19 protein-coding genes are annotated in these 20,539 nt (G+C 63.8%); 8 read left to right on the plus strand and 11 right to left on the minus strand.

Translation table 11 applies throughout. From position 1 onward, the window contains the following. Nucleotides 1-7: 7 nt before the first annotated feature. Nucleotides 8-1,069, minus strand: coding sequence for a dTDP-glucose 4,6-dehydratase (rfbB, locus tag M3I56_RS25765; protein WP_254356334.1), 1,062 nt, complete (start codon nucleotides 1,067-1,069; stop codon nucleotides 8-10). A gap of 508 nt (nucleotides 1,070-1,577) precedes the next feature. Between rfbB and M3I56_RS25770 the strand changes: the two genes are divergently transcribed. Further along, on the plus strand, nucleotides 1,578-2,429 hold the full coding sequence (locus M3I56_RS25770; protein WP_254356335.1) for a symmetrical bis(5'-nucleosyl)-tetraphosphatase: 852 nt from the start codon (nucleotides 1,578-1,580) through the stop codon (nucleotides 2,427-2,429). Between the two features lie 44 nt (nucleotides 2,430-2,473). On the opposite strand, the gene M3I56_RS25775 is transcribed toward M3I56_RS25770, so the two are convergent. From M3I56_RS25775 to M3I56_RS25810, 8 genes are all read right to left on the minus strand, one after another. Further along, nucleotides 2,474-3,247, minus strand: coding sequence for a 1-acyl-sn-glycerol-3-phosphate acyltransferase (locus M3I56_RS25775; protein WP_254356336.1), 774 nt, complete (start codon nucleotides 3,245-3,247; stop codon nucleotides 2,474-2,476). A gap of 55 nt (nucleotides 3,248-3,302) precedes the next feature. Then, complete coding sequence (locus tag M3I56_RS25780) at nucleotides 3,303-4,601, minus strand: dihydroorotase (protein WP_254356337.1); 1,299 nt, start codon at nucleotides 4,599-4,601, stop codon at nucleotides 3,303-3,305. Between the two features lie 25 nt (nucleotides 4,602-4,626). Beyond that, the gene (locus M3I56_RS25785) at nucleotides 4,627-5,646 is read right to left on the minus strand and encodes an aspartate carbamoyltransferase catalytic subunit (protein ID WP_254356338.1); all 1,020 of its coding nucleotides are present in this window, start codon (nucleotides 5,644-5,646) and stop codon (nucleotides 4,627-4,629) included. Between the two features lie 89 nt (nucleotides 5,647-5,735). Then, nucleotides 5,736-6,257 carry a bifunctional pyr operon transcriptional regulator/uracil phosphoribosyltransferase PyrR gene (gene pyrR / locus M3I56_RS25790; RefSeq protein WP_254356339.1) on the minus strand — a complete coding sequence of 174 codons (522 nt, stop codon included), beginning with the start codon at nucleotides 6,255-6,257 and terminating at the stop codon, nucleotides 5,736-5,738. A 19-nt stretch (nucleotides 6,258-6,276) separates the two neighbouring features. Continuing rightward, entirely contained in the window at nucleotides 6,277-6,711 is a 435-nt protein-coding gene (ruvX, locus tag M3I56_RS25795; protein WP_028202128.1) for a Holliday junction resolvase RuvX, read from the minus strand. After that, nucleotides 6,708-7,286 (minus strand): YqgE/AlgH family protein, encoded by a 579-nt coding sequence (locus tag M3I56_RS25800; protein WP_028202127.1) that lies wholly within the window; start codon nucleotides 7,284-7,286, stop codon nucleotides 6,708-6,710. Before M3I56_RS25800 ends, ruvX begins: the two co-directional genes overlap by 4 nt. Before the next feature lie 234 nt (nucleotides 7,287-7,520). After that, nucleotides 7,521-9,032: a hypothetical protein gene (locus M3I56_RS25805; protein ID WP_254356340.1), complete on the minus strand. Its 1,512-nt coding sequence runs from the start codon at nucleotides 9,030-9,032 to the stop codon at nucleotides 7,521-7,523. A gap of 196 nt (nucleotides 9,033-9,228) precedes the next feature. Then, nucleotides 9,229-9,399, minus strand: coding sequence for a rubredoxin (locus M3I56_RS25810; RefSeq protein WP_008342674.1), 171 nt, complete (start codon nucleotides 9,397-9,399; stop codon nucleotides 9,229-9,231). Nucleotides 9,400-9,683: 284 nt separating this feature from the next. Between M3I56_RS25810 and M3I56_RS25815 the strand changes: the two genes are divergently transcribed. Beyond that, a complete protein-coding gene (locus tag M3I56_RS25815) occupies nucleotides 9,684-10,529 on the plus strand; it encodes a hydroxymethylpyrimidine/phosphomethylpyrimidine kinase (protein ID WP_254356341.1) in 846 nt (281 codons plus the stop codon). A gap of 155 nt (nucleotides 10,530-10,684) precedes the next feature. Here M3I56_RS25815 and groL read toward each other — a convergent pair whose 3' ends face one another. Together groL and groES are read right to left on the minus strand one after the other, a co-directional pair. Next, nucleotides 10,685-12,325 carry a chaperonin GroEL gene (groL, locus tag M3I56_RS25820; protein WP_254356342.1) on the minus strand — a complete coding sequence of 547 codons (1,641 nt, stop codon included), beginning with the start codon at nucleotides 12,323-12,325 and terminating at the stop codon, nucleotides 10,685-10,687. A 44-nt stretch (nucleotides 12,326-12,369) separates the two neighbouring features. After that, nucleotides 12,370-12,660: a co-chaperone GroES gene (gene groES / locus M3I56_RS25825; protein WP_028202123.1), complete on the minus strand. Its 291-nt coding sequence runs from the start codon at nucleotides 12,658-12,660 to the stop codon at nucleotides 12,370-12,372. An 892-nt stretch (nucleotides 12,661-13,552) separates the two neighbouring features. On the opposite strand from groES, the gene M3I56_RS25830 reads away from it, so the two are divergent. From M3I56_RS25830 to M3I56_RS25855, 6 genes are all read left to right on the plus strand, one after another. Beyond that, a complete protein-coding gene (locus M3I56_RS25830; protein WP_254356343.1) occupies nucleotides 13,553-14,641 on the plus strand; it encodes a hypothetical protein in 1,089 nt (362 codons plus the stop codon). A 58-nt stretch (nucleotides 14,642-14,699) separates the two neighbouring features. Continuing rightward, entirely contained in the window at nucleotides 14,700-15,791 is a 1,092-nt protein-coding gene (locus M3I56_RS25835; RefSeq protein WP_254356344.1) for a TAXI family TRAP transporter solute-binding subunit, read from the plus strand. 535 nt (nucleotides 15,792-16,326) lie between these two features. Continuing rightward, nucleotides 16,327-17,646, plus strand: coding sequence for an FAD-binding oxidoreductase (locus M3I56_RS25840; RefSeq protein ID WP_254356345.1), 1,320 nt, complete (start codon nucleotides 16,327-16,329; stop codon nucleotides 17,644-17,646). Further along, entirely contained in the window at nucleotides 17,646-18,389 is a 744-nt protein-coding gene (locus tag M3I56_RS25845; RefSeq protein ID WP_254356346.1) for an SDR family oxidoreductase, read from the plus strand. Before M3I56_RS25840 ends, M3I56_RS25845 begins: the two co-directional genes overlap by 1 nt. Continuing rightward, complete coding sequence (locus M3I56_RS25850) at nucleotides 18,386-18,811, plus strand: GtrA family protein (RefSeq protein WP_254356347.1); 426 nt, start codon at nucleotides 18,386-18,388, stop codon at nucleotides 18,809-18,811. Before M3I56_RS25845 ends, M3I56_RS25850 begins: the two co-directional genes overlap by 4 nt. A 150-nt stretch (nucleotides 18,812-18,961) precedes the next feature. Further along, complete coding sequence (locus M3I56_RS25855) at nucleotides 18,962-20,392, plus strand: UbiA family prenyltransferase (protein ID WP_254356348.1); 1,431 nt, start codon at nucleotides 18,962-18,964, stop codon at nucleotides 20,390-20,392. Nucleotides 20,393-20,539 lie beyond the last annotated feature (147 nt).

Here is a 20,539-nt window from a genome sequence, read left to right on the forward strand (position 1 = left end):
CCCGCCCTTACGCGCGCTGCGCGTAGTTCGTTTCGACCCACTTGCGATAGTCGCCCGAGGCGACATCGTCAACCCATTCCTGGTTGTCGAGATACCAGCGCACCGTCTTCGCAAGGCCTGTTTCGAAGGTTTCGGCGGGCGTCCAGCCGAGTTCGCGCTCGAGCTTGCGCGCATCGATCGCATAGCGGCGATCGTGGCCCGGGCGGTCAGTCACATAGGTGATCTGGTCGCGATAGGAGCCCGATGCCTTCGGACGCTGCGCGTCGAGCAGGTCGCACAGCGTGTGCACGACTTCGAGATTCTTCTTCTCGTTCCAGCCGCCCACGTTGTAGGTTTCGCCTGCCTGCCCACGCGCGAGCACTTCACGAATCGCGCTGCAGTGGTCGCCCACGTAGAGCCAGTCGCGCACGTTCTGGCCGTCGCCATAGACAGGCAACGGCTTGCCGGCGAGCGCATTGGCAATCATCAGCGGAATGAGCTTCTCGGGGAACTGGTACGGTCCGTAGTTGTTCGAGCAGTTCGTTGTGAGTGTAGGCAAGCCGTACGTGTGATGATATGCACGCACGAGGTGATCGGAGCCGGCCTTGGTCGCCGAATACGGGCTGTTTGGTGCGTAAGGCGTGGTTTCGGAGAACTGCGGATCGGTAGCCGAGAGCGAACCGAAGACTTCGTCGGTGGAGACGTGCAGAAAACGGAACGCGGCCTTATCTGCCTCACTAAGGGTGTTCCAGTGCTGACGCACTGCTTCGAGCAACGTGAAGGTGCCCACGACATTGGTCTGTACAAAATCGGCCGGACCGTGAATCGAACGGTCGACGTGGCTTTCCGCCGCGAAATGAAGCACCGCGCGCGGGCTATGTTGCGCGAACAGCGCATCGAGCGCGGCACGATCACAGATATCGACGCGCGCGAAGACGTGCTTGGAATTACCTTGCAGCGATTTCAGGGTGCCAAGATTGCCAGCGTAGGTCAACTTGTCGACGTTGAGGACGGCCTCATCGGAATGACACAACCAGTCAAGCACAAAGTTGGCGCCGATAAAGCCGGCACCGCCCGTAACCAGGATCATGAAGCCCCTTTAATCGCGCGAGTTAGGAGCAATTCTGGCGAAAATACCCACGCCAGACTGCCCGAAAATACTGTGGTAGAGATGGTTTTTTTGAGAAACGGACCAGCCGATCGTCCGGCGGACTCTGGCTCTGATTTTATCCATGGAGATTATAAAGATTGCCAGCGCGAACGCCACCCCCCTAACATCTTGAAACAGCTTGACAAAATCCAGTCCCGCACCCTTCGCGAGAATTAGCAGGTTGCTGAAATACCTTCCGGGAGGGCTTCACAAAAAATTCCCGACCTCATAGGAAGTCCTGCATGCCGCTCGCGCGACTCCGGTAAGGGGTAGTCACCCCTGAAAACTGCTTCTAAGCACCCTGCAAGACGGTATTTCAGCAACCTGTTAGGGTCCGAATTCATGCTTCAATGAATATCCACCATTTATGCAGCATCACGCGGCAATCGCAGTCCTATGATACCGTCATTGCCTCGCGCCACGCCGTACACCGCCAGCCATCAACCGAATGAAAGAGCAAGCGTCTCATCCATCCCCTCTCGCTTTCGGCGACCTCCAAGGTTGCCTCTCACCATTTCGCGAACTGCTCGCCAAAGCCGCCCCTTCCCCGGACACGCCGCTCTGGTTCGCGGGCGACCTGATCAATCGCGGTCCCGCGTCGCTCGAAACGTTGCGCGAGGTGATCGAACTCGGCGAGCGCGGCGTGGCGGTGCTGGGCAATCACGACCTGCATCTGCTGTCGGTTTCGGCTGGCATCCGCAAGTCAAAGAAAGACGACACCATCGACGACATCCTGAACGCGCCCGACGCCGAAGATCTGCTGCACTGGGTGCGCCACCGCCCGATCGCGCACTACGAGAACGGCATGTTGATGGTGCATGCAGGCGTGTTGCCACAGTGGGACGTCGATCTCACGATGGAACTCGCGCACGAACTCGAAAAAGCGTTGTGCCGCGACAACTGGCGGGAGACGCTTGCCGGCCTCTATGGCAACCAGCCGAACCGCTGGTCCAGTGACCTGAAGGGTATCGAGCGGCTGCGCGTGACCTGCAGCGCGCTCACGCGCGTGCGTTTTTGCGACAGCGACGGCGTGATGGACTTCTCGACCAGCGGCGGCCTCGACTCCGCGCCGCCGGGCTTCATGCCGTGGTTCGACGTACCCGGCCGCAAAACGGCTGACACCACCGTGGTGTTCGGCCATTGGGCAGCGCTTGGCCTCACCCTGCGCAAGAACCTGGTCGGGCTCGACTCGGGCTGCGTCTGGGGCGAGCAACTCTCGGCAATCCATCTCGTCGGCGATCCGGGCGAACGCATCCTCACGCAGGTACCCTGCGAGAGTTGCCGCGCGACGAACGGCTAACGCACTAACGCACCCGTAGGCGCGCAGGCGCACGCCTTCTGGCGTCAAGTCGCCTGCGCAACTCCATGCGGAAGCGCCGCCGCCTCACCACGCATCGTCTCCAGCGCCTGCCCCACCGCCTCCTGCGCACGCGCCGCCAGCTTGCGCCGGTCATCCCCGGCTTCGATCGCCTCGCCAACATAAACGTGAGCGGTCAGCGGCCCGGACTTGAGCATCGCGTCGAGCGAATCCTTGAGCGAGAGGTCGTCGATATACGCCGGCGCCACCGACTGCCGCCCCTGTGCATCCTCATACAAAATGCACAGCGGCTGCACGGGCCTCCCAGCCGACACCGCCGCCTGGAACATGTTCGAGTGAAACGGCTTGAGCGCGAGGCCATCCGAGGTCGTGCCTTCGGGAAACACACACATCAGTTCGCCGCGCTCGAGCCGCGCCGCCAGCTCATGCATGATGCGTTTCGCATCGCTGCGCTTCTCGCGCTCGACGAACACCGTGTCGAGATTCTGCGCGAACCAGCCAATGAGGGGCCAGTTGCGGATCTCCGCCTTCGAGACGAACGGCGTGGGCCGCCACGCGTTGATCACGTAGATGTCGATCCACGAGATATGGTTGCTCACGACGAGCGCGCCCGCGTCGAGCCGAGCCGCGTCGTTGTGCACGACGAGCTGCAGGCCGCACAGCTCGAGCATCTTGAGGGACCATGCACGGTTCATGGCGTGGCGCCGTTCGGCGCTTGCGCGCGGAAAACGCAACGCGACGGTCAAGGCGCCGCGCAGCAGATGCGCGAGCAGGCGGGTCTTGCGAATGAAGAGGCTCATGTTTGACGATAGGCTGAATCGCGAGATCCTAGCAGACCTACGTGACACAAATCTGTCATGCGCTTGCAACTCGATCGAACCCCCGCTCGAAGCCAACGCGCCCCGCCACGAGCGTTGCGCGCACCACGGCGGGCAATTCGTAGCCGAGGAACGGCGTGTTGTGTCCCTGACTCTTGAGCGCGCGCGGCTCGACGCGCCAGTGCGCATGGGGATCGAACACGCACAGGTCCGCGCTCGCGCCCACGGCGAGCCGCCCCGCGTCACGCTGCATCACGGCAGCGGGCGCCGATGTCACATGGGCGAGCGCCTTCGCGAGCGGCACGCGCGCGTCCTGCGCCCATTTCACGGTCAGCGAGAGGAACAGCTCGAGGCCCGTCGCACCCGGCGTCGCTTCGGCGAAGGGCAGCAGCTTTTCGTCGTCGTCCACGGGAGTGTGCTGCGAGCAGATCGCGTCGATCGTGCCGTCGGCGAGGCCCGCGCGAATCGCCTCGCGATCGCGTTGCTGGCGTAGCGGCGGGTCGAGCCGGAACTGCGCGTCGAAATAGCCGATGTCCATGTCGATCAGATGCAGATGGTTGGCCGTCACGTCGCAGGTCACGGGCAGGCCCTCGGCCTTCGCGGCGCGCATGAGCGCCACGCCCGCCGCCGACGAAAGATGCTGCACGTGCACGCGCGCACCCGTCACGCGCATCAGTTCGAAGAGCGTATGCAGCGCGATCGTCTCCGCGCTCACCGGCACGCCGGAGAGGCCGAGGCGCGAAGCCAGCGCACCGCTCGCGGCCACGCCGCCCTTCGAGAGATACGCATCCTGCGGCCGCAACCACACGGCGTAACCATAGGTGCTCGCGTACTGCAATGCGCGCAGCAGGACCTGGGTATCGGCGATCGGCGTGTCGGCCTGCGTGAAGCCGATGCAGCCCGCCTCGGTCAGCGACACCATCTCGGTGATCACCTGCCCTTTCAGGCCCACGGTGAGCGCGCCCAGCGGATGCACATGCGCACGCGCGAGCTTGCCCGCGCGGTGCTTGAGCATTTCGACGAGACCGGCTTCGTCGAGCACGGGGTCGGTGTCCGGCGGGCACACGAGGGTCGTCACGCCGCCCGCGAGCGCCGCGTTCATCTCCGAGTCGAGCGTGGCCTTGTGCTCGTAACCCGGCTCGCGCAGGCGCGCGCTCAAGTCGACGAGACCGGGCGCGACCATGAGGCCGCGCGCATCGAGCGTGCGGTCCGCCTGGAAGCCCGCAGGCGCCGCGCCAAGCGCCGCGATCTTGCCCGCCTCGATGTACACGTCCTGCTGCTGTTCGGTCCCGGCCGCCGGATCGATCAGCGTGCCACCTTGAATATGGATGTTCATCTGGTGCCTTGTCGTTCTCGCCGCTTCAGTCGTTATTTCCGGCGACAATGCCCATCACCGCCATGCGCACCGCAATCCCAAAGCTCACCTGGTCGAGGATCACCGACTGCGGACCGTCGGCAACCTGCGAGTCGATCTCCACGCCGCGATTCATCGGCCCCGGATGCATGACGATCGCGTCGGGCGCGGCGAGCGCGAGGCGCTCAGGCGTCAAGCCCCAGCTCTTGAAATACTCCTGCGCGGAGGGCAGCAGCGCGCCGCTCATGCGCTCGTTCTGCAGGCGCAGCATGATGATGACGTCGACGCCCTTCAGGCCTTCGTCGAGGTTATGAAACACGCGTACGCCCATCTGCTCGAGACCGCCCGGCAACAGCGTACGCGGGCCGATGGCGCGTACCTCGGGCACGCCGAGCGTGGTGAGCGCGTGGATGTCCGAGCGCGCCACACGCGAATGCAGGATGTCGCCGACGATCGCCACGCGCAGGTTCGTGAAATCGCGCTTGTAGTGGCGGATTGTGTACATGTCGAGCAGGCCTTGCGTCGGGTGTGCGTGGCGGCCGTCGCCGGCGTTGATCACGTGCACGTGCGGCGCGCAGTGCTCGGCGATCAGGTACGGCGCGCCGCTCGACGCATGGCGCACGACGAACATGTCGGCGTGCATCGCCGAAAGATTGCCGATGGTGTCGAGCAGCGACTCGCCCTTGCTCGTCGATGAAGCGTTGATGTTCAGGTTGAGCACGTCCGCGGAAAGACGCTTGGCGGCGATCTCGAACGTGGTGCGCGTGCGCGTGGAGTTCTCGAAGAACAGGTTGAACACCGATTTGCCGCGCAACAGCGGCACCTTCTTCACGTCGCGGTCGGTCACGCTCACGAACTGCGTGGCGGTATCGAGAACATGCGTGAGGATCGCGCGCGAGAGGCCCTCGATCGACAACAGGTGTTTAAGCTCGCCATTCTTCGTGAGCTGCGGATTGCCCTTGAGGAAGCCGTAGCGAAAACGCGTGTCGTCCGCTGGGGACGCGGCGGGCGTGGGCTGTGTGTTCATCGCGTGAATCCTGGGATGTGATGGGCGGCGTGCGTGCCTGCGCTTCTGCAGTCGCAGCCGCCGAATGTGTTCGATGCGCCCGATGCGTGTCAGGTGTCGCTGCCCGGTTCGACGTGAAAAGCGAAGCGGCCATCGGCGCTGTGGGCGAGCACGAGTGTCTCGCGCGCGTCGACGCTCACCGCGCCGCCGGTGAAACGCGCGGACACCGGCAACTCGCGCCCACCGCGCTCGGCGAGCACCGCGAGTTCGACGGAAGCCGGCCGACCGTAGTCGTAGAGTTCGTTGAGCGCGGCGCGCACGGTGCGGCCCGTATACAGCACATCGTCGACGAGCAGAATGTGGCGGCCGTCCACCGCGAAGGGCAGCGCCGTAGGGCTCGCCTTGCTGTGCAAGCCCTTTTTCGCGTAGTCGTCACGATGCAGCGCAACGTTGAGCACGCCCCATTCGAGCGCCCCGACGTCCTGCGCGAGCCGCTCGGCGATCCACGCGCCGCCGCTATGGATGCCGACGATCGCCACGCCGCCGGGCGCGCCGAACGCATCGGCGGGGTACGCCGCGCGGATCTCGTCGAGAAGGGCGCAATACAGCGCTTCAGCATCCGGAGTAATCATCGGTCAACTCGCGTGCTAGTCAGAGCGGGAGTTCGTCGAGGTACTGCTGGAGAATCACGGAGGCCGCTTCGGCGTCGACATGCTCGACGCGTTCGCCGCGCTCGCGCAGCCGCGCTTCGGCATCGACAGACGAATAGCGCTCGTCCACCCACACCACCCGCAGACCGAAGCGGCCGTTGAGCTGGTTGCCGAAGCGCTTCGCGTGCTGCGTCATGAAGTGCGGCGTGCCGTCCGGATGGCACGGCAAGCCAACCACGAGCAGGTCGGGCTGCCACTCGCGCAGCAACTCGCCTATCGCTTCGAAACGATAGTCGCGACTCTTGTTGGGAATGACGGTGAGCGCCCTGGCGCTGCGCGTGAGCGCATTGCCGAGCGCCACGCCGATGCGCTTTTCGCCGTAATCGAACGCAAGCAAGGTGGCCTCGCCGGCCCCTCGCCCAGCGGCCACGCTCATGCGTGGCCCGCCTCGCCCGACAGCATCGTCGACGAAATGCCGAGCAGCGCGAGCGCCGCCTCGAAACGCTCTTCGGCGGGCACGTCGAACACGATCTTCGGATCGGCCTCGACCGTGAGCCAGCCATTCTTCGAGATTTCGTCCTCGAGCTGACCCGCGCCCCAGCCGGCATGGCCGAGCGTGAGCAGGAAACGCTCGGGGCCGCTGCCGTTGGCAACGGCTTCGAGCACGTCCTTCGACGTGGTCATCTCGAGCCCGCCCGGCACCGACATCGAAGACGTATAGCTCGTGCCCTCGGCGGGCGCGTGCAGCACGAAGCCCCGCTCGGTCTGCACCGGGCCGCCGAAATAGACGGGCACGTGCAGGAGCGGCTCGATTTCGAGCTTCAGGTCGATGCGGGAAAAGAGTGCCTCGAGATCGATGTCGGTGGGCCGATTGATGACGAGACCGAGCGCGCCGCGCTCCGAATGATCGCAAAGGTAGACCACCGTTCCTGAAAACGTGGGGTCCGCCATGTTCGGCATGGCGATCAGGAACTGGTTGGTCAGATTGATGCGATCGGTACTCTTGGACATGGTTTGAATTCTAGCAAAGACGATGCGCAATGGCGGCGCGCTGCCAGGCCGGAGGTCGGGCGCCCGATGGCTGCCTCGCACTTTGCCTGCCGCTACGCGTTGCGCATTGCAGGGAATGGCTCACTCTAACACGCGCGCGCTGCGCCCTTGCAAGGCAATGGGCACGGGGCGCAAGGCCAATGCCCGGCGCCTGCGGGGCCAGGCGCACACCGCTGATCCACCCGCCCGGTACATTCAGTGCGCAATATTTTGCACTGCATTTTGCACCGCCCTTTGCGCCGCGCCGCTGACGATCGCCGCGCCTAGCGCGCGCACAGCGGGCGTCGCGTCAGGCTGCGCGACGCCCGCCGCGACCTTGTGCAGCATGGCGCGCAGCGCCTCGCTGGCGTGCTCGATCGCTTCGGCACCGGGCGCCTGAACCGACGGCGCGCCCCGCGCCTCGAGCGCCGCGAGCGTTGCCGCGTGCGCGGTGCGCCGCCAGGCGAGGCCCAGTGCATCCGCGAGCTGGCCGACGTGCCCGAGACCGAGCGCCCAGGCCGCGGCGCCGATGCGATACGCCGCCTCGGCCGCGACCAGCGCGTCGGCCGCCTCCGCGCCCGCGCCGCGCAACGTCAACGTGCGCGAGTGCGTGCCGAGCGCGATCATCGCCGCATCGGCGGTCTGCAGGAAATCTTCATACGCGCTGCTGTTCACAACCAGCGCGCCCAGCTCACGCGTGGGCGCCAGGCGCGCCGCGAGCGCGCCGGCCTGCGCGCTGCCGGCTTCCCAGAGCGCCTCCGAGGCTTGCGTCCCGGCAATGTGCCATTCCACGGTCAAGCCGTAGTCGTGTAGCAGATCGACGTCAGCAGTGTCTTCCGCGGCGGCCCCGAAGAGCGCGTAGTCGCGCCAGAGCAGCGCCAGCGTCGAGCGCACGAGCGTTTGCGGCGCGAAGCGCAGGCCGCGCGCGTGCTCGCCGATCAGCAGATTGCAGCGCGCGTAAAGCCGCCGCACGCCCTCGTCGCCCCACGACACCACGCCGCGCCGCAACGCGCGTCCGCACGCGGCGGCAAGTCGCCAGAAGTCGTAGGGATCGGGACTCGATAGCTCGGCCATGCAGGCGTCCATTTCGTCGAACGCCGCGAGCGCGAGCGCGTTGGCCGCACGGCTGCCGTTGCCGATTTGCGATTTCAGCGCATGCAGCAGCGCCTGCTCAAAGCGAGCCCGCACCTGGCCGAAGCGCTGCGCCGACTGCGGATGCAGCGAGGCGGGCGCGAGCGGCCGGCCCTGCAACGCCACGTCCTCGTAGGCGAGCGCAACGCCCGGCATGTACTGCGCGAGCGCAGCCACGAGCGCGTGCTGGCGCGCGAAAAGCGCGGGCGAGCACGCCAGCTCGCGCAGATTGCGGCGTTCGAGTGCGGCGGCGAGTTCCTTGAGCGCCTCGCTGAACAAGGCGCGGATTTCCGCGCCCTGCGCATCCTCGGGAGCATGGAGCGGCCGCGCGGGCAAGCCCGGCGGCGGTGCTACGGGCACCGGCGCGGCGAGCGCGAGCGGGGAAGCGAGGAGCAGCGTATCGGCAAAGCGCGCAGCGGCAAGCCAGCCGGCATCGTGCAGCGTGCGGGCAGCCTGGCGCAGCGGCCGGGCCACGTCACGCTGCTCTTCCAGCGCGGCGAGCGCCTGGGCGAGCGCGCCATGCGCGAACGGCACCGTGCCGCCGCGCGGATTCGGCAACGCTTCGAACCGCACATCAGAGCTTGAAGGATGACTCATAGGGCAGCGCCGAAAACATTAGCGGGCCGACCAGGCGGGCAATCTCGACAGCAGCGTCGACGTTAGCGTCGACAACCGCGACGGCAAGCGCAAATACGGTGCCCGCCGTCGCGACACCGCACTCCGCACCCGCCACACTTCTGGAATCTGCAGCCAGACTGCGCGCCGGCTATCGCCAGCTACCTGAGCAACGCGCTCAGATCTGGACCATCTCGAAGTCTTCCTTGCGCGCGCCGCACTCAGGACAGGTCCAGTTGATCGGGACATCCTCCCAGCGCGTGCCGGGGGCAATGCCTTCGTCTGGCAAACCGGCTTCTTCGTCGTAAATCCAGCCGCAGATCAGGCACATCCAGCTTCTATATTCCATTCTTATGCCGCGTCGAAAAGTCCGAAACCAGTCGGAAAAAAAATCGGGGAAACGAGAGCCATGATGGTACCTTGTTGCCGTTTCCATGCCTAGCAAGAGGAAATCTGGCCTGCACGGGATCAAACAGAATGCGTTGCCGCGAGCGGCTCGTGCAGCGCGGAAAAATCGTCGCACGCGCCGGCGTCATCCGTCCCCCGGATTCATCGATAAGCCGCATAATTGAAGCACTCTCTTATGACGGCGCGGTACGCCGCGCCCGAAGTCCAATCCATCTCGCCACGTTCATGCCCAGCGACACCCCTCCCATCGTCCTCACCTTCGGCCTTTCCGACCCGACCGGCGGCGGCGGACTGCAAGCCGACCTGCTCACGCTCGCCAGCATGGGTTGCCACGGCGTCACCGCGCTGACCGGCTACACGGTGCGCGACTCCGCGGGCTGCGATGAAGTGACCGGCCTCGATCCGGAAACCGTCGCCACCCAGGCGCGCATGCTGCTCGAGGACATGCCCATCGCGGCGTTCAAGGTCGGCGCGTGCGCGCGCGCCGAGGTCGTGAGCGCGATCGCCGAAGTGGTCGCCGACTACGACGACTTGCCGCTCATCCTCGCCCCCGACTTCACGCTCGACGACGAGCACGTGCTCGCAGCCGACGAGCTGCGCGAAGCCATGGCCGACCTGCTCGTGCCGCAAACCACGCTGCTCGTGGCTGACTCCGCCACGCTGATTGCGCTCGCGCAGCCGGATGGCGACGCCGAGGCGCCCAGCGTCGACGCGGCCATTGCACACCTGCTCGCCATGGGCTGCGAGTTCATCCTGGCGATGGAAACGGGCACGCATCGCGTGGTCAATACGCTGTATTGCGAAGATGGCCAGTTGCGCCAGGACCTGTGGGACCGCTCCACGCAGCCGATGATGGGCCTGACCGACACGCTCGGCGCCGCCATCGCCGCGCTGCTTGCCAATGGGCAGGAGCCGCCCGAGGCCGTGCGCGAGGCGCAGGAATATGTGTATCAGGCCGTGCAGAACGCGTTCAGGCCGGGCATGGGCGCGTGGCTGCCCGACCGGTTCTTCTGGGCGCGGAGCAACGACACGGACGCGGATGAAGCATCTCCGGGCGAAGCGAAGCAATAAAACTACGACTTGGCCTTCTACCCGGAGGCCAAGCGTGCAAACCGCCCGGACGAAAAAAAGCCCGCATCGCTGCGGGCTTTTTTCTTTTCGGGCGAGGGAAACACCCCTCACGGGGCGTTCCCTGCACGGCGATGTAATTTCGGCGCGAGCCGTAATCACATGTCCATGCCCATGCCGCCCATGCCGCCGGGCATGCCGCCGGCCATCGGAGCATCTTCCTTCGGCACTTCAGCAACAGCAGCGTCCGTCGTCAGGAGCAGGCCAGCAACCGAAGCTGCGTTTTGCAGTGCGGTGCGCGTGACCTTGGTCGGGTCGACCACGCCGGCTTCAACCAGGTCGCCGTACTCGCCGGTCGCTGCGTTGTAGCCGTAGTTGCCGTTGCCAGCTGCAACCGCTGCCACGACCACCGACGCTTCTTCGCCGCCGTTCGTGACGATCTGGCGCAGCGGCTCTTCCATCGCGCGCAGGACGATCTTGATACCGGCGTCCTGGTCTGCATTGGCGCCCTTCACGCTGGCGATTGCCGTGCGTGCACGGATCAGCGCAACGCCGCCGCCCGGGACGATGCCTTCTTCAACGGCAGCGCGGGTTGCGTGCAGCGCGTCTTCCACGCGTGCCTTCTTTTCCTTCATTTCGATTTCGGTCGCAGCGCCAACCTTGATCACTGCCACGCCGCCTGCCAGCTTGGCAACGCGTTCTTGCAGCTTTTCGCGGTCGTAGTCCGAGGTCGCTTCTTCGATTTGCGTGCGGATCTGCTTCACGCGTGCTTCGATGTTCGCGCCTTCGCCAGCGCCGTCGATGATCGTCGTGTTTTCCTTGCCCACTTCGATGCGCTTGGCTTGACCGAGTTCGGCCAGCGTTGCCTTTTCGAGCGTGAGGCCGGTTTCTTCCGCGATGACTTGACCGCCGGTCAGGATCGCGATGTCTTCCAGCATGGCCTTGCGACGGTCGCCGAAGCCCGGAGCCTTGACGGCGACGGTCTTCAGGATGCCGCGGATGTTGTTGACGACCAGCGTTGCGAGGGCTTCGCCTTCGACGTCTTCAGCGATGATCAGCAGCGGACGGCCAGCCTTCGCGACTTGTTCCAGAACCGGCAGCAGATCACGGATGTTCGAGATCTTCTTGTCGAACAGCAGGACGAACGGGCTTTCCAGCACGGCGACTTGCTTGTCCGGGTTGTTGATGAAGTACGGCGAGAGGTAGCCGCGGTCGAACTGCATACCTTCGACAACTTCCAGCTCGTCTTGCAGCGACTTGCCGTCTTCGACGGTGATGACGCCTTCCTTGCCGACCTTGTCCATCGCTTCAGCGATACGGTCGCCGATCGACGTGTCGCTGTTTGCCGAGATCGAGCCGACTTGCGCGATTTCCTTGTTGGTCGTGCAGGGCTTGCTGACCTTGCGCAGCTCTTCGATCGCTGCTGCGACGGCCTTGTCGATGCCGCGCTTCAGGTCCATCGGGTTCATGCCCGATGCGACGTACTTCATGCCTTCGCGGACGATCGACTGGGCCAGAACCGTAGCCGTCGTCGTGCCGTCACCGGCGTTGTCGCTGGTCTTGGAAGCCACTTCCTTGACCATTTGCGCGCCCATGTTCTGGAGCTTGTCCTTGAGCTCGATTTCCTTTGCGACCGAGACACCGTCCTTGGTGACCGTCGGGCCGCCGAACGAGCGCTCGAGCACCACGTTGCGGCCCTTCGGACCCAGCGTGACCTTCACTGCGTTGGCGAGAATGTTCACGCCTTCAACCATCTTGGAACGGGCGGAATCGCCGAACACGACGTCTTTAGCTGCCATCTTCTAACTCCTTGAATTCTTGAATAGTGAGCGGTGGAATGAACTTACTTGTTCACCACGGCCATGATGTCTTCTTCACGCATCACGAGCAGTTCGTTGCCATCGACCTTGACGGTCTGGCCAGCGTACTTGCCGAACAGGACGCGATCGCCGACCTTCACGTCGAGCGCGATCAGGGCGCCCTTGTCGTCGCGCTTGCCCGGGCCGATGGCCAGGACTTCGCCTTGATCCGGCTTTTCTGCCGCTGCGTCCGGGATCACGATGCCCGAAGCGGTCTTGGTTTCTTGATCCAGGCGCTTGACGATCACGCGATCATGCAAAGGACGAAGGTTCATGGATTTCCTCTGTTGATTGGGACTTGAAGAGACTCAAGAAAACCTGGCTGCCGGTAACCGCCAGCCAGAGATGTTGTTAGCACCAGAGTTGTTAGCACTCTCATGCGGTGAGTGCTAATTATATGGACGAGGAGTGACAAATTCAAGAAGGGCGGAATGGGAAGTCGCCGTTGAGGTGGGAACCACTCTTTGTCAATCCAATTTGAACTATCGGGCGCCCGGATTTGAGTGCCACGCCATAATATTTTCCAGTTAAAACAATGACATAGCATGCCATCCCACTTGGGAAGACAAGGGGGCGCCTGGGTCTGGAAGTAGAGGCGCGCTCTCGCGTGTCGAGCCATCTGAGACGCCTCTCGGGGAAATCCCCAACCCCGTGCCGAGGACTGGGCCAATCAACCAAAGGGAATTGTTACCACGCCAATGCGCGCACGCGCTCAACAATACGACGCATATTCATAGAGTGGAATTATCGATCCATGTTTTGTCATGCGCTAGCACTATTGACGGAGCACAAGCCGCGGGCGCGCGCATTCGCCAGTAGTCGGTCCGACCGGCCTCGTTGCCAAAACCACCGCGTGCCCAGTTTCTTAAGGTCGGTCGGATTCAGGGCTTCGCCGACTCCGTCGGGCGCCAGCTCACCCGTGCTTTTCGACGTGCGCCAGCGGCGCTGGCTTTGAGGCCAGCGGCAACGCATATGTGCGGTAAGCAACACTGGTAATTAGCGTATGAATGGACAATCCCTCATATGATCTTTCAAGCGGCTGCGTCCGGTCAGGCACCGCCGCTTTCCTGCGCATGCAGATCGTGGGTTCCGCGAGGCCTCGCCGATCGCTTCAACGACGATCCTGAACATGCCGAAATGGCGTCGCCATGACGGTGGAACGACAGCATGTCCGCTCAGATTGCTCGTGACCAGAGTTTCCCCACACCATGCAAGCTCTGTGGGGGAGTGCTCTACCAGCAGATCGATTCCTGCCCTTACTGCGGCGCGGATCGTCCGCTGGATACCGCTGCACGCGTGCATCCGAAAGCCGCGTCAAGAGCCCATGGCCCTATGGCAGTGCCTATGCCTGCCGTCGCGAAGCTATCGCCGGCCGGTGCGTCCGCATCCAATCGCCCATCGGTGCACGCCGACTATCTCCACCACTATGAGCTCGAGTATCGGCGGCTGCTCCGGCACACGGGTCGCCAGCGCTTCACGAAGGGGCTTTTACTCGTCTCGCTCATTCTCGCGATCGCGTGTGCCGCGTTTGTGCTGTTCGGCGAACGGCACAAGCAGGAGGGGCCCCTCGAAGCTCGTAGCACCACGTACTCGACGGACGGTTCAGTCCCGCCCTACTCGCCTCATCAACAGACTAACGTGATGCCCCCGGCTGCCGACACGGGGCCGCAGTTCGCCGCGCCGAAACCGGGCGCAATTCCGCACTTCAAAGACGCGCAGGACATTGCAGCACGCGCGCAACGCCGCGACGACACGCTGCAAAGCGCAGACCGATGCGCGACGCAACGTGCCTGGGCCTGCGTGCAGCAACAGGCATCGGAGGCGCTCGCGATTGATCCGGGCAGCCTGCACGCGCGATCGTTGATGGAGCGCGCCATTCTGGCGACGGGTTGGTCGCCGCTCCGTTCGCCGAGGGGCGCAGCGCAAATGGATGCGGCGGTGCCACTGCCGCACGATGCGCGCACCGTACCGCTGCCGTCGTCGCAAGACTGGGCCGCGGCCACCCCGTCAGCATCGAAAGACCCACCCGCATCCGCGCCGCCTCCCCCGCTGCCGGGCGCGACCAACTCTCCAGCGACCGTGAATCCAACGGACCTCGGCGATGCGAATGCGAGCGCCACGGCGTCCGCTGCGGACGAATCCGCCAGCACGGGCGCGCCGGGTCCGCCCAGCAACGACAACGGCGCCGATGCACAGGAACGCGCAATTCTCCAACTCGGTTGGAAGCACGCCGCCCCCTCCGAAGCCACACATTGAAAACGATTCCATGAAATAGGGAACCGCCGTTCATCACTTCCAACGTGGGCGAAAAATCATGCTGAAAATGACCCTCGCGGCACTGGCAGGACTGGTCGCCTTGCTTTTTGCGCCGCTCGCCGTCTCCGCCGCTGCAGACGCGAACTACAAAATCGTGACCGGCCCGGAGCGCGGGACGTACATTCAGATCGGCCAGGACCTGGCGAAATGGGTCGCGCAGCCGGCGGGCATCGACCTCGAAGTGATCCCATCGAAAGGCTCGGCGGAAAACGTGCAGCGCATGCGTTTCGAGCCCGGCGTGAAGCTCGCGCTCGTGCAGTCCGACGTCTACCAGGCCTACGTCGACATGGCCAATTCCGGCAACGAGGAGGCCGGCACGCTGATACGGCCGCTGCGACTCATCATGCCGCTCTATGACGAAGAGATTTACTTCGTGGTGCGTAGCGACTCACCGATGAAGACGATCAACGAGATCAAGGACAAGATGATCAGCGTCGGCCTGATCGGCAGCGGCACCGCGCAGTCGGCGACGACGCTGTACCGCCTCATGTTCGGCCAGCCGATTCCAGAGCAGAACGCGCAGCATCTGAGCAACGAAGATGCGCTGGCCGCACTCATCGTCAAGAAGATCGATGTGGCGATCATCGTCGCCGGGCAGCCCGCCAAGCTCTTTACCGACATGAACCCCGAGCTGCTGCAGCAGATCCGCTTCCTGCGCGTCGATCCGAACGCGCCAGAGACGGCTCGCGCTAAGCAGACCTACTATCCCGCGACGATCCACGTGTCGAGCTACCCGAACTGGCTCAAAGAAGACGTGCCGACGTGGACGGTCAAGGCCTTTCTCGTCACCTATGACTACAACCTGCGCGATACGGTCGGCAACCTGAGACGTTTTGCTGATTCGCTGTGCGAGAACTTCACCAACCTGCAGGAGCACGGCCATCCGAAGTGGAAGCAGGTGAAGCTCGAACTGCCGGGCCTCGGCAAAGGCTGGCAATACTATCCGCCCGTCGAGCGGCGTCTGAAGGCCTGTTTCGCGCATCGCACCGCGATGCAGGCGGCCGCGCCGCAACGCGCAGCCGCCGCGGAACAAGTCAATGCACGACCGTGCTCGGACCAGGAGCGCCTGCTGCTACTTTGCAGCAAGTGATTCGACACGAACGGGTATCCAGTAGCACGTGGCGAATCGCGCGACGAACATATGCCTGAAGTGCAATCGAGAGTGCCCTTGTGTCGGCACCCACCCGAGAAAAGACGCAAATGCACGCTTAACGCCGAATATCGGCCAGTTATGCGAATGACATAAACCAACCGCATGTTGGTGTACACGCCAGCAAATCCCCCGATGCTGGCCCCGGCCAAACATGATCGCAATCGTCTGTATCCCGACAAAGGGCAGGCTTGTTCCGCCATGTAAAGCAGCGCCGCTCACGGATGCGATAGAAATACACGGCTCGGACCACGAGGTCGCCCGGCAGTTCGCTCGCCTCGGATTCGGCGACGCTACGCGTCGCTTTTCCTGAGGGATGTATCCCGATCAAATGCAGAGCCTGTGATCCAGAATGCTGCCGGCAAGGCAGAGTTCGTGTGCCAGAAGGCGGACTTTGTGTTCCGGCGAACGGTAATCCCGGCGCAGCCTCCCTAATATGCGCCTACTGTTAATCATTAACCCGCGATCGCATGTCATGAGCGTCTCGAAGCTCAGTTCCTGGGGCCACTACCCGTACGCACCGCAAACCGGCCGCGAGCCCGGTTGGCGGGAAAACGCGCAGACTGCGCTCCGCGATGCCGGCAAGCGCTTCGGTACGACATTGCCGTTCGGCAATGGGCGCAGCTATGGCGACAGTTGTCTTGCCGCCACCGACCACGTCCTCATGCTTCGCGGTCTCGACCGCTTCATTGCCGCGGATTGGAAAGCCGGCGTCATTCGTGCTGAAGCGGGCGTCACGCTCGGCGACGTGCTGACGCTTGCGGTGCCGCGCGGCTGGATGTTGCCTGTCACGCCCGGTACGCAATTCGTAACGCTCGGCGGCGCGGTTGCCAACGACGTGCACGGTAAAAACCACCACGTGCGCGGCACCTTCGGACGACATGTGCGTCGCTTTTCGCTGCTGCGCTCCGATTGCGAGCCACTTGAATGCGCACCCGAAGAAAACGCGGAGTTCTATCGCGCAACGATCGGCGGCCTCGGCCTGACAGGAATCGTCGAATGGGTCGAGCTGCAACTGATGCCTGTCGAGTCGAGCCGCCTGGCCACCCACACGAGTCCCTTCGGCAATCTCGATGAGTTTCTTGCGCTGTCGAACGAGTACGACGCGAAGCACGAGTACGGCGTAGCGTGGATCGACTGTTTAGGGCGCGGCACCTCGCTTGGGCGCGGCATCTATGTCAGCGCCGACCATGCGACCGACCGCTGCTTCGACATGCCGCACCGGCCCGTGCGGCGCGTGCCGTTCGCCCCGCCGTGGTCCCCCGTGAACCGCTACACGCTGAAGCTCTTTAACGAGTTCTACTACCGCCGGGCGGCGAGCAAGGCAGGGCCCGCCGTGGTCAACTGCGCGAGTTACTTCTATCCACTCGACAGCATCGGGGAATGGAACCGCCTGTACGGACGACGCGGCTTTCAGCAGTATCAATTCGTTGTGCCCGATGACACGGCCCGTGACGCTTTACACGCGTTCCTCGACGCGATCGCCTCAAGCCACGCGGGCTCCTTCCTCGCGGTGCTCAAGCGCTGTGGTCCGCTCGTCTCTCCAGGGTTGCTCTCGTTCCCGATGCGGGGAATTTCACTCGCCCTCGACTTTCCCCAGCACGACACGCGCAACGCGACGCTTTTCGCGCGACTCGACGCGATCGTACGCGAAGCGGGCGGCCGCCAATATCCGGCCAAGGATGCCCACATGACTGGTGCGGATTTTCGTGCCGCCTATCCGGCATGGCAGGCCCTCGAACAACTGCGCGACCCGGCCTTGATGTCGCGCTTCTGGCAACGGACAACCCGGTAATGGACAAGAACATTCTGATCGTGGGCGGCTCCTCCGCCATCGCCGTGGCGTGTGCTCGAGAATGGATCAAAAGTGGGGCGAACTTCATGCTGGCTGGGCGCCACGCGACGCGTCTCGACGCGGTCGCTCAGGACCTGCGCGTACGCGGTGCTGGCCGAGTCGGCACGTTCGTGCTCGACGTGAACGATTTCGAACAGCACCGCCCCATGCTCGACGCCGCCATGACAGAGCTTGGCCGCATCGACATCGTTCTACTCGCGCACGGCACCCTCTCCGACCAGTCGGAGTGCGAACGCGACCCACAGGCTGCGGTGCGCGAGATCACCGTCAACGCCCTCTCGACGATCGCCCTGCTCACTCTGCTGGCCACCGTGTTCGAGGCACAGAAGAGCGGTTCGATCGCCGTCATCTCGTCGGTTGCAGGCGACCGCGGGCGCCCTTCGAACTACGTCTACGGCACCGCCAAAGCGGCGGTGACGACCTTCTGCGAAGGGCTGCGCGCGCGGCTCTTCAAGTCGAACGTGAAAGTCCTGACGATCAAGCCGGGTTTTGTGAACACCCCAATGACAGCGGGACTCGCGCTGCCGGGCCCGCTCGTCGCCTCGCCCGAACGCGTGGCGACAGACATCGTTCGCGCCGTGGAGCGCGGCAAGGATTCGATCTACACGCCGTGGTTCTGGGCAGAAATCATGCTCGTGATCCGCTCGCTGCCTGGTTTCGTATTCAAGAGGATTTCCCTGTGAGCAGCCCGGCTGCCAGCATGACGCTCAGCCGCTCGCGGCTCGTGTTCTGGTATGCGGTGTTCGCCGCCATTTCAATCGGCGCGAATTTAGGCAGCCAGAGCCTCGCGTTCCACCTGTACCAGGGCCTGTATGCAGTTCCAATTTCGGTCTGCATCGGAACAGGCGTCGGGCTGGTCGTCAAATACCTGCTCGACAAGGCCTGGATATTCCGCTACGAGCACCGCAGCGTTGCACACGGTGTGCGCACGTTCACGCTGTACGTTGCCATGGGACTCGGCACCACAGTCGTTTTCTGGGCGGTGGAATTCGCCGCGGATGCACTCTTTCACGAGGAAATCGCGCGCCTGGCTGGTGGCGCACTCGGTCTGGTGATCGGCTATGTCACGAAATACCACCTCGACAAACGCTTCGTTTTTTCCTGACCACGTGTGCGTTGCAGCACAGAGGCTCTACGCCGCCGTAGCTACGATGCGTTCCCGGATCGCGGACTGTGCGAGTGCCGCCCGCGCTGTACTCCGCACGACACGCCAACAACTGGTCCACCTGTTCCTGCCCCGGCACGGAGAATGAACATGGCCACGCCCGCAGCACACCCTGTCCCGCTGTGTGTGGACCTGGACGGAACGCTCACGCGCACCGACCTGTTGTTTGAAGCCTTCTTTGTGCTCGTCAAACAAAGTCCACTGTCGATCTTTCTATGCTTCGCCTGGGCGCTGCGCGGGCGTGCCTACCTGAAAGAGCAAATCGCACAGCGCGTGAACATCGACGTCGGCGTCCTGCCGTACAACACCGAACTGCTCGCCTGGCTGCGCGACGAGCGAGCGAGCGGGCGCGATCTGTATCTGTGCACGGCGACTAACCAGCGCCTCGCCTCCCAGATCGCCGCACACATTGGGCTCTTCACCGGCGTGCTCGCGAGCACGGTCAGCAACAACCTGCTCGGCAAGAACAAGGCGCGAGCGCTCGTTGAGCAGTTCGGCGACCACGGCTTCGACTACTGCGGCGATGCGCGCGCCGATTTGCCGGTATGGCGCCAGGCCCGCCAGGCAATCGTGGTGGGTGACAGACACATCGCTGCCGCGGCCCGCAAAACAAATGCCGCCATCATCTTTTTCGAGCAAAAGCGCCGGCTGATTCCGCTCGTCCTCAAAGAAATGCGCGTGCATCAATGGGTGAAGAACGTGCTGATCTTCGTGCCGCTTCTCACCGCACACCGTTTTACGGATCGTTCCGCACTCGCTGCCGCCTGCATCGCGTTTGTGTCGTTCAGCCTGGCCGCTTCGTCGGTGTACCTGCTTAACGACATGCTCGATCTCGACGCCGACCGCCGCCACGCACGCAAGCGCAGCCGGCCGTTCGCTTCGGGAAAGCTGTCGCTAAAATTCGGCATCGTGCTCACTGTTGCACTGCTCGCCGCCAGCGGCGGCCTTGCGGCACTCCTGCCGCGGGAGTTTGGCGCGGTACTGGCCGCCTATTTCGTGACCACTGTCGCCTACTCGTTCGCGCTCAAGCGCATGACGCTCGTCGATGTGTTCACGCTCGCGTGCCTCTACACAGTGCGCGTAATCGCTGGCGGCGCGGCGACCGGCATTCCGCTCTCGTATTGGCTGATCCTGTTCTGCGTGCCGATTTTCCTCTCGCTCGCAATGGTCAAGCGCTATGTCGAACTCGACGCGATCCTGCGCGAAGGCAAAACGGAAGCCGCGGGGCGCGGCTACATCACCCAGGACATCTCGATCCTGCGCTCGTTCGGCACGGCTTCCGCGTACCTCGCCGTGCTGGTGCTTGCGCTTTATCTGAACACACCGGAAATGAAGGCGCTATATCTCCATCCGCAGGCATTGTGGGCGACATTTGCGCTCACGCTCTTCTGGGTGAGCCGGATCTGGATGTGCGCGTTCCGCGGCACGATGCACGACGACCCGATCGTGTTTGCGTTCAAGGATCGCGCGAGCCTCGCTGTGATCGCGCTATCAGGCCTGAGCATGCTACTCGCGATCTGAATCGCGCCAGCGACAAAAAATTGGGCACGGTGCACTTCCCGTTACGACGGCAAGTTCAGGGCGAATACCCTCGGGCTGACGAACACATCGATGACACATGCGCACACGTGCTCGGCTACGGCGCGCACCACCGCAAGTCGAGCGGTG

Source organism: Paraburkholderia sp. CNPSo 3281, assembly GCF_024206515.1.
GTDB classification, from domain to species: Bacteria; Pseudomonadota; Gammaproteobacteria; order Burkholderiales; family Burkholderiaceae; genus Paraburkholderia; species Paraburkholderia nodosa.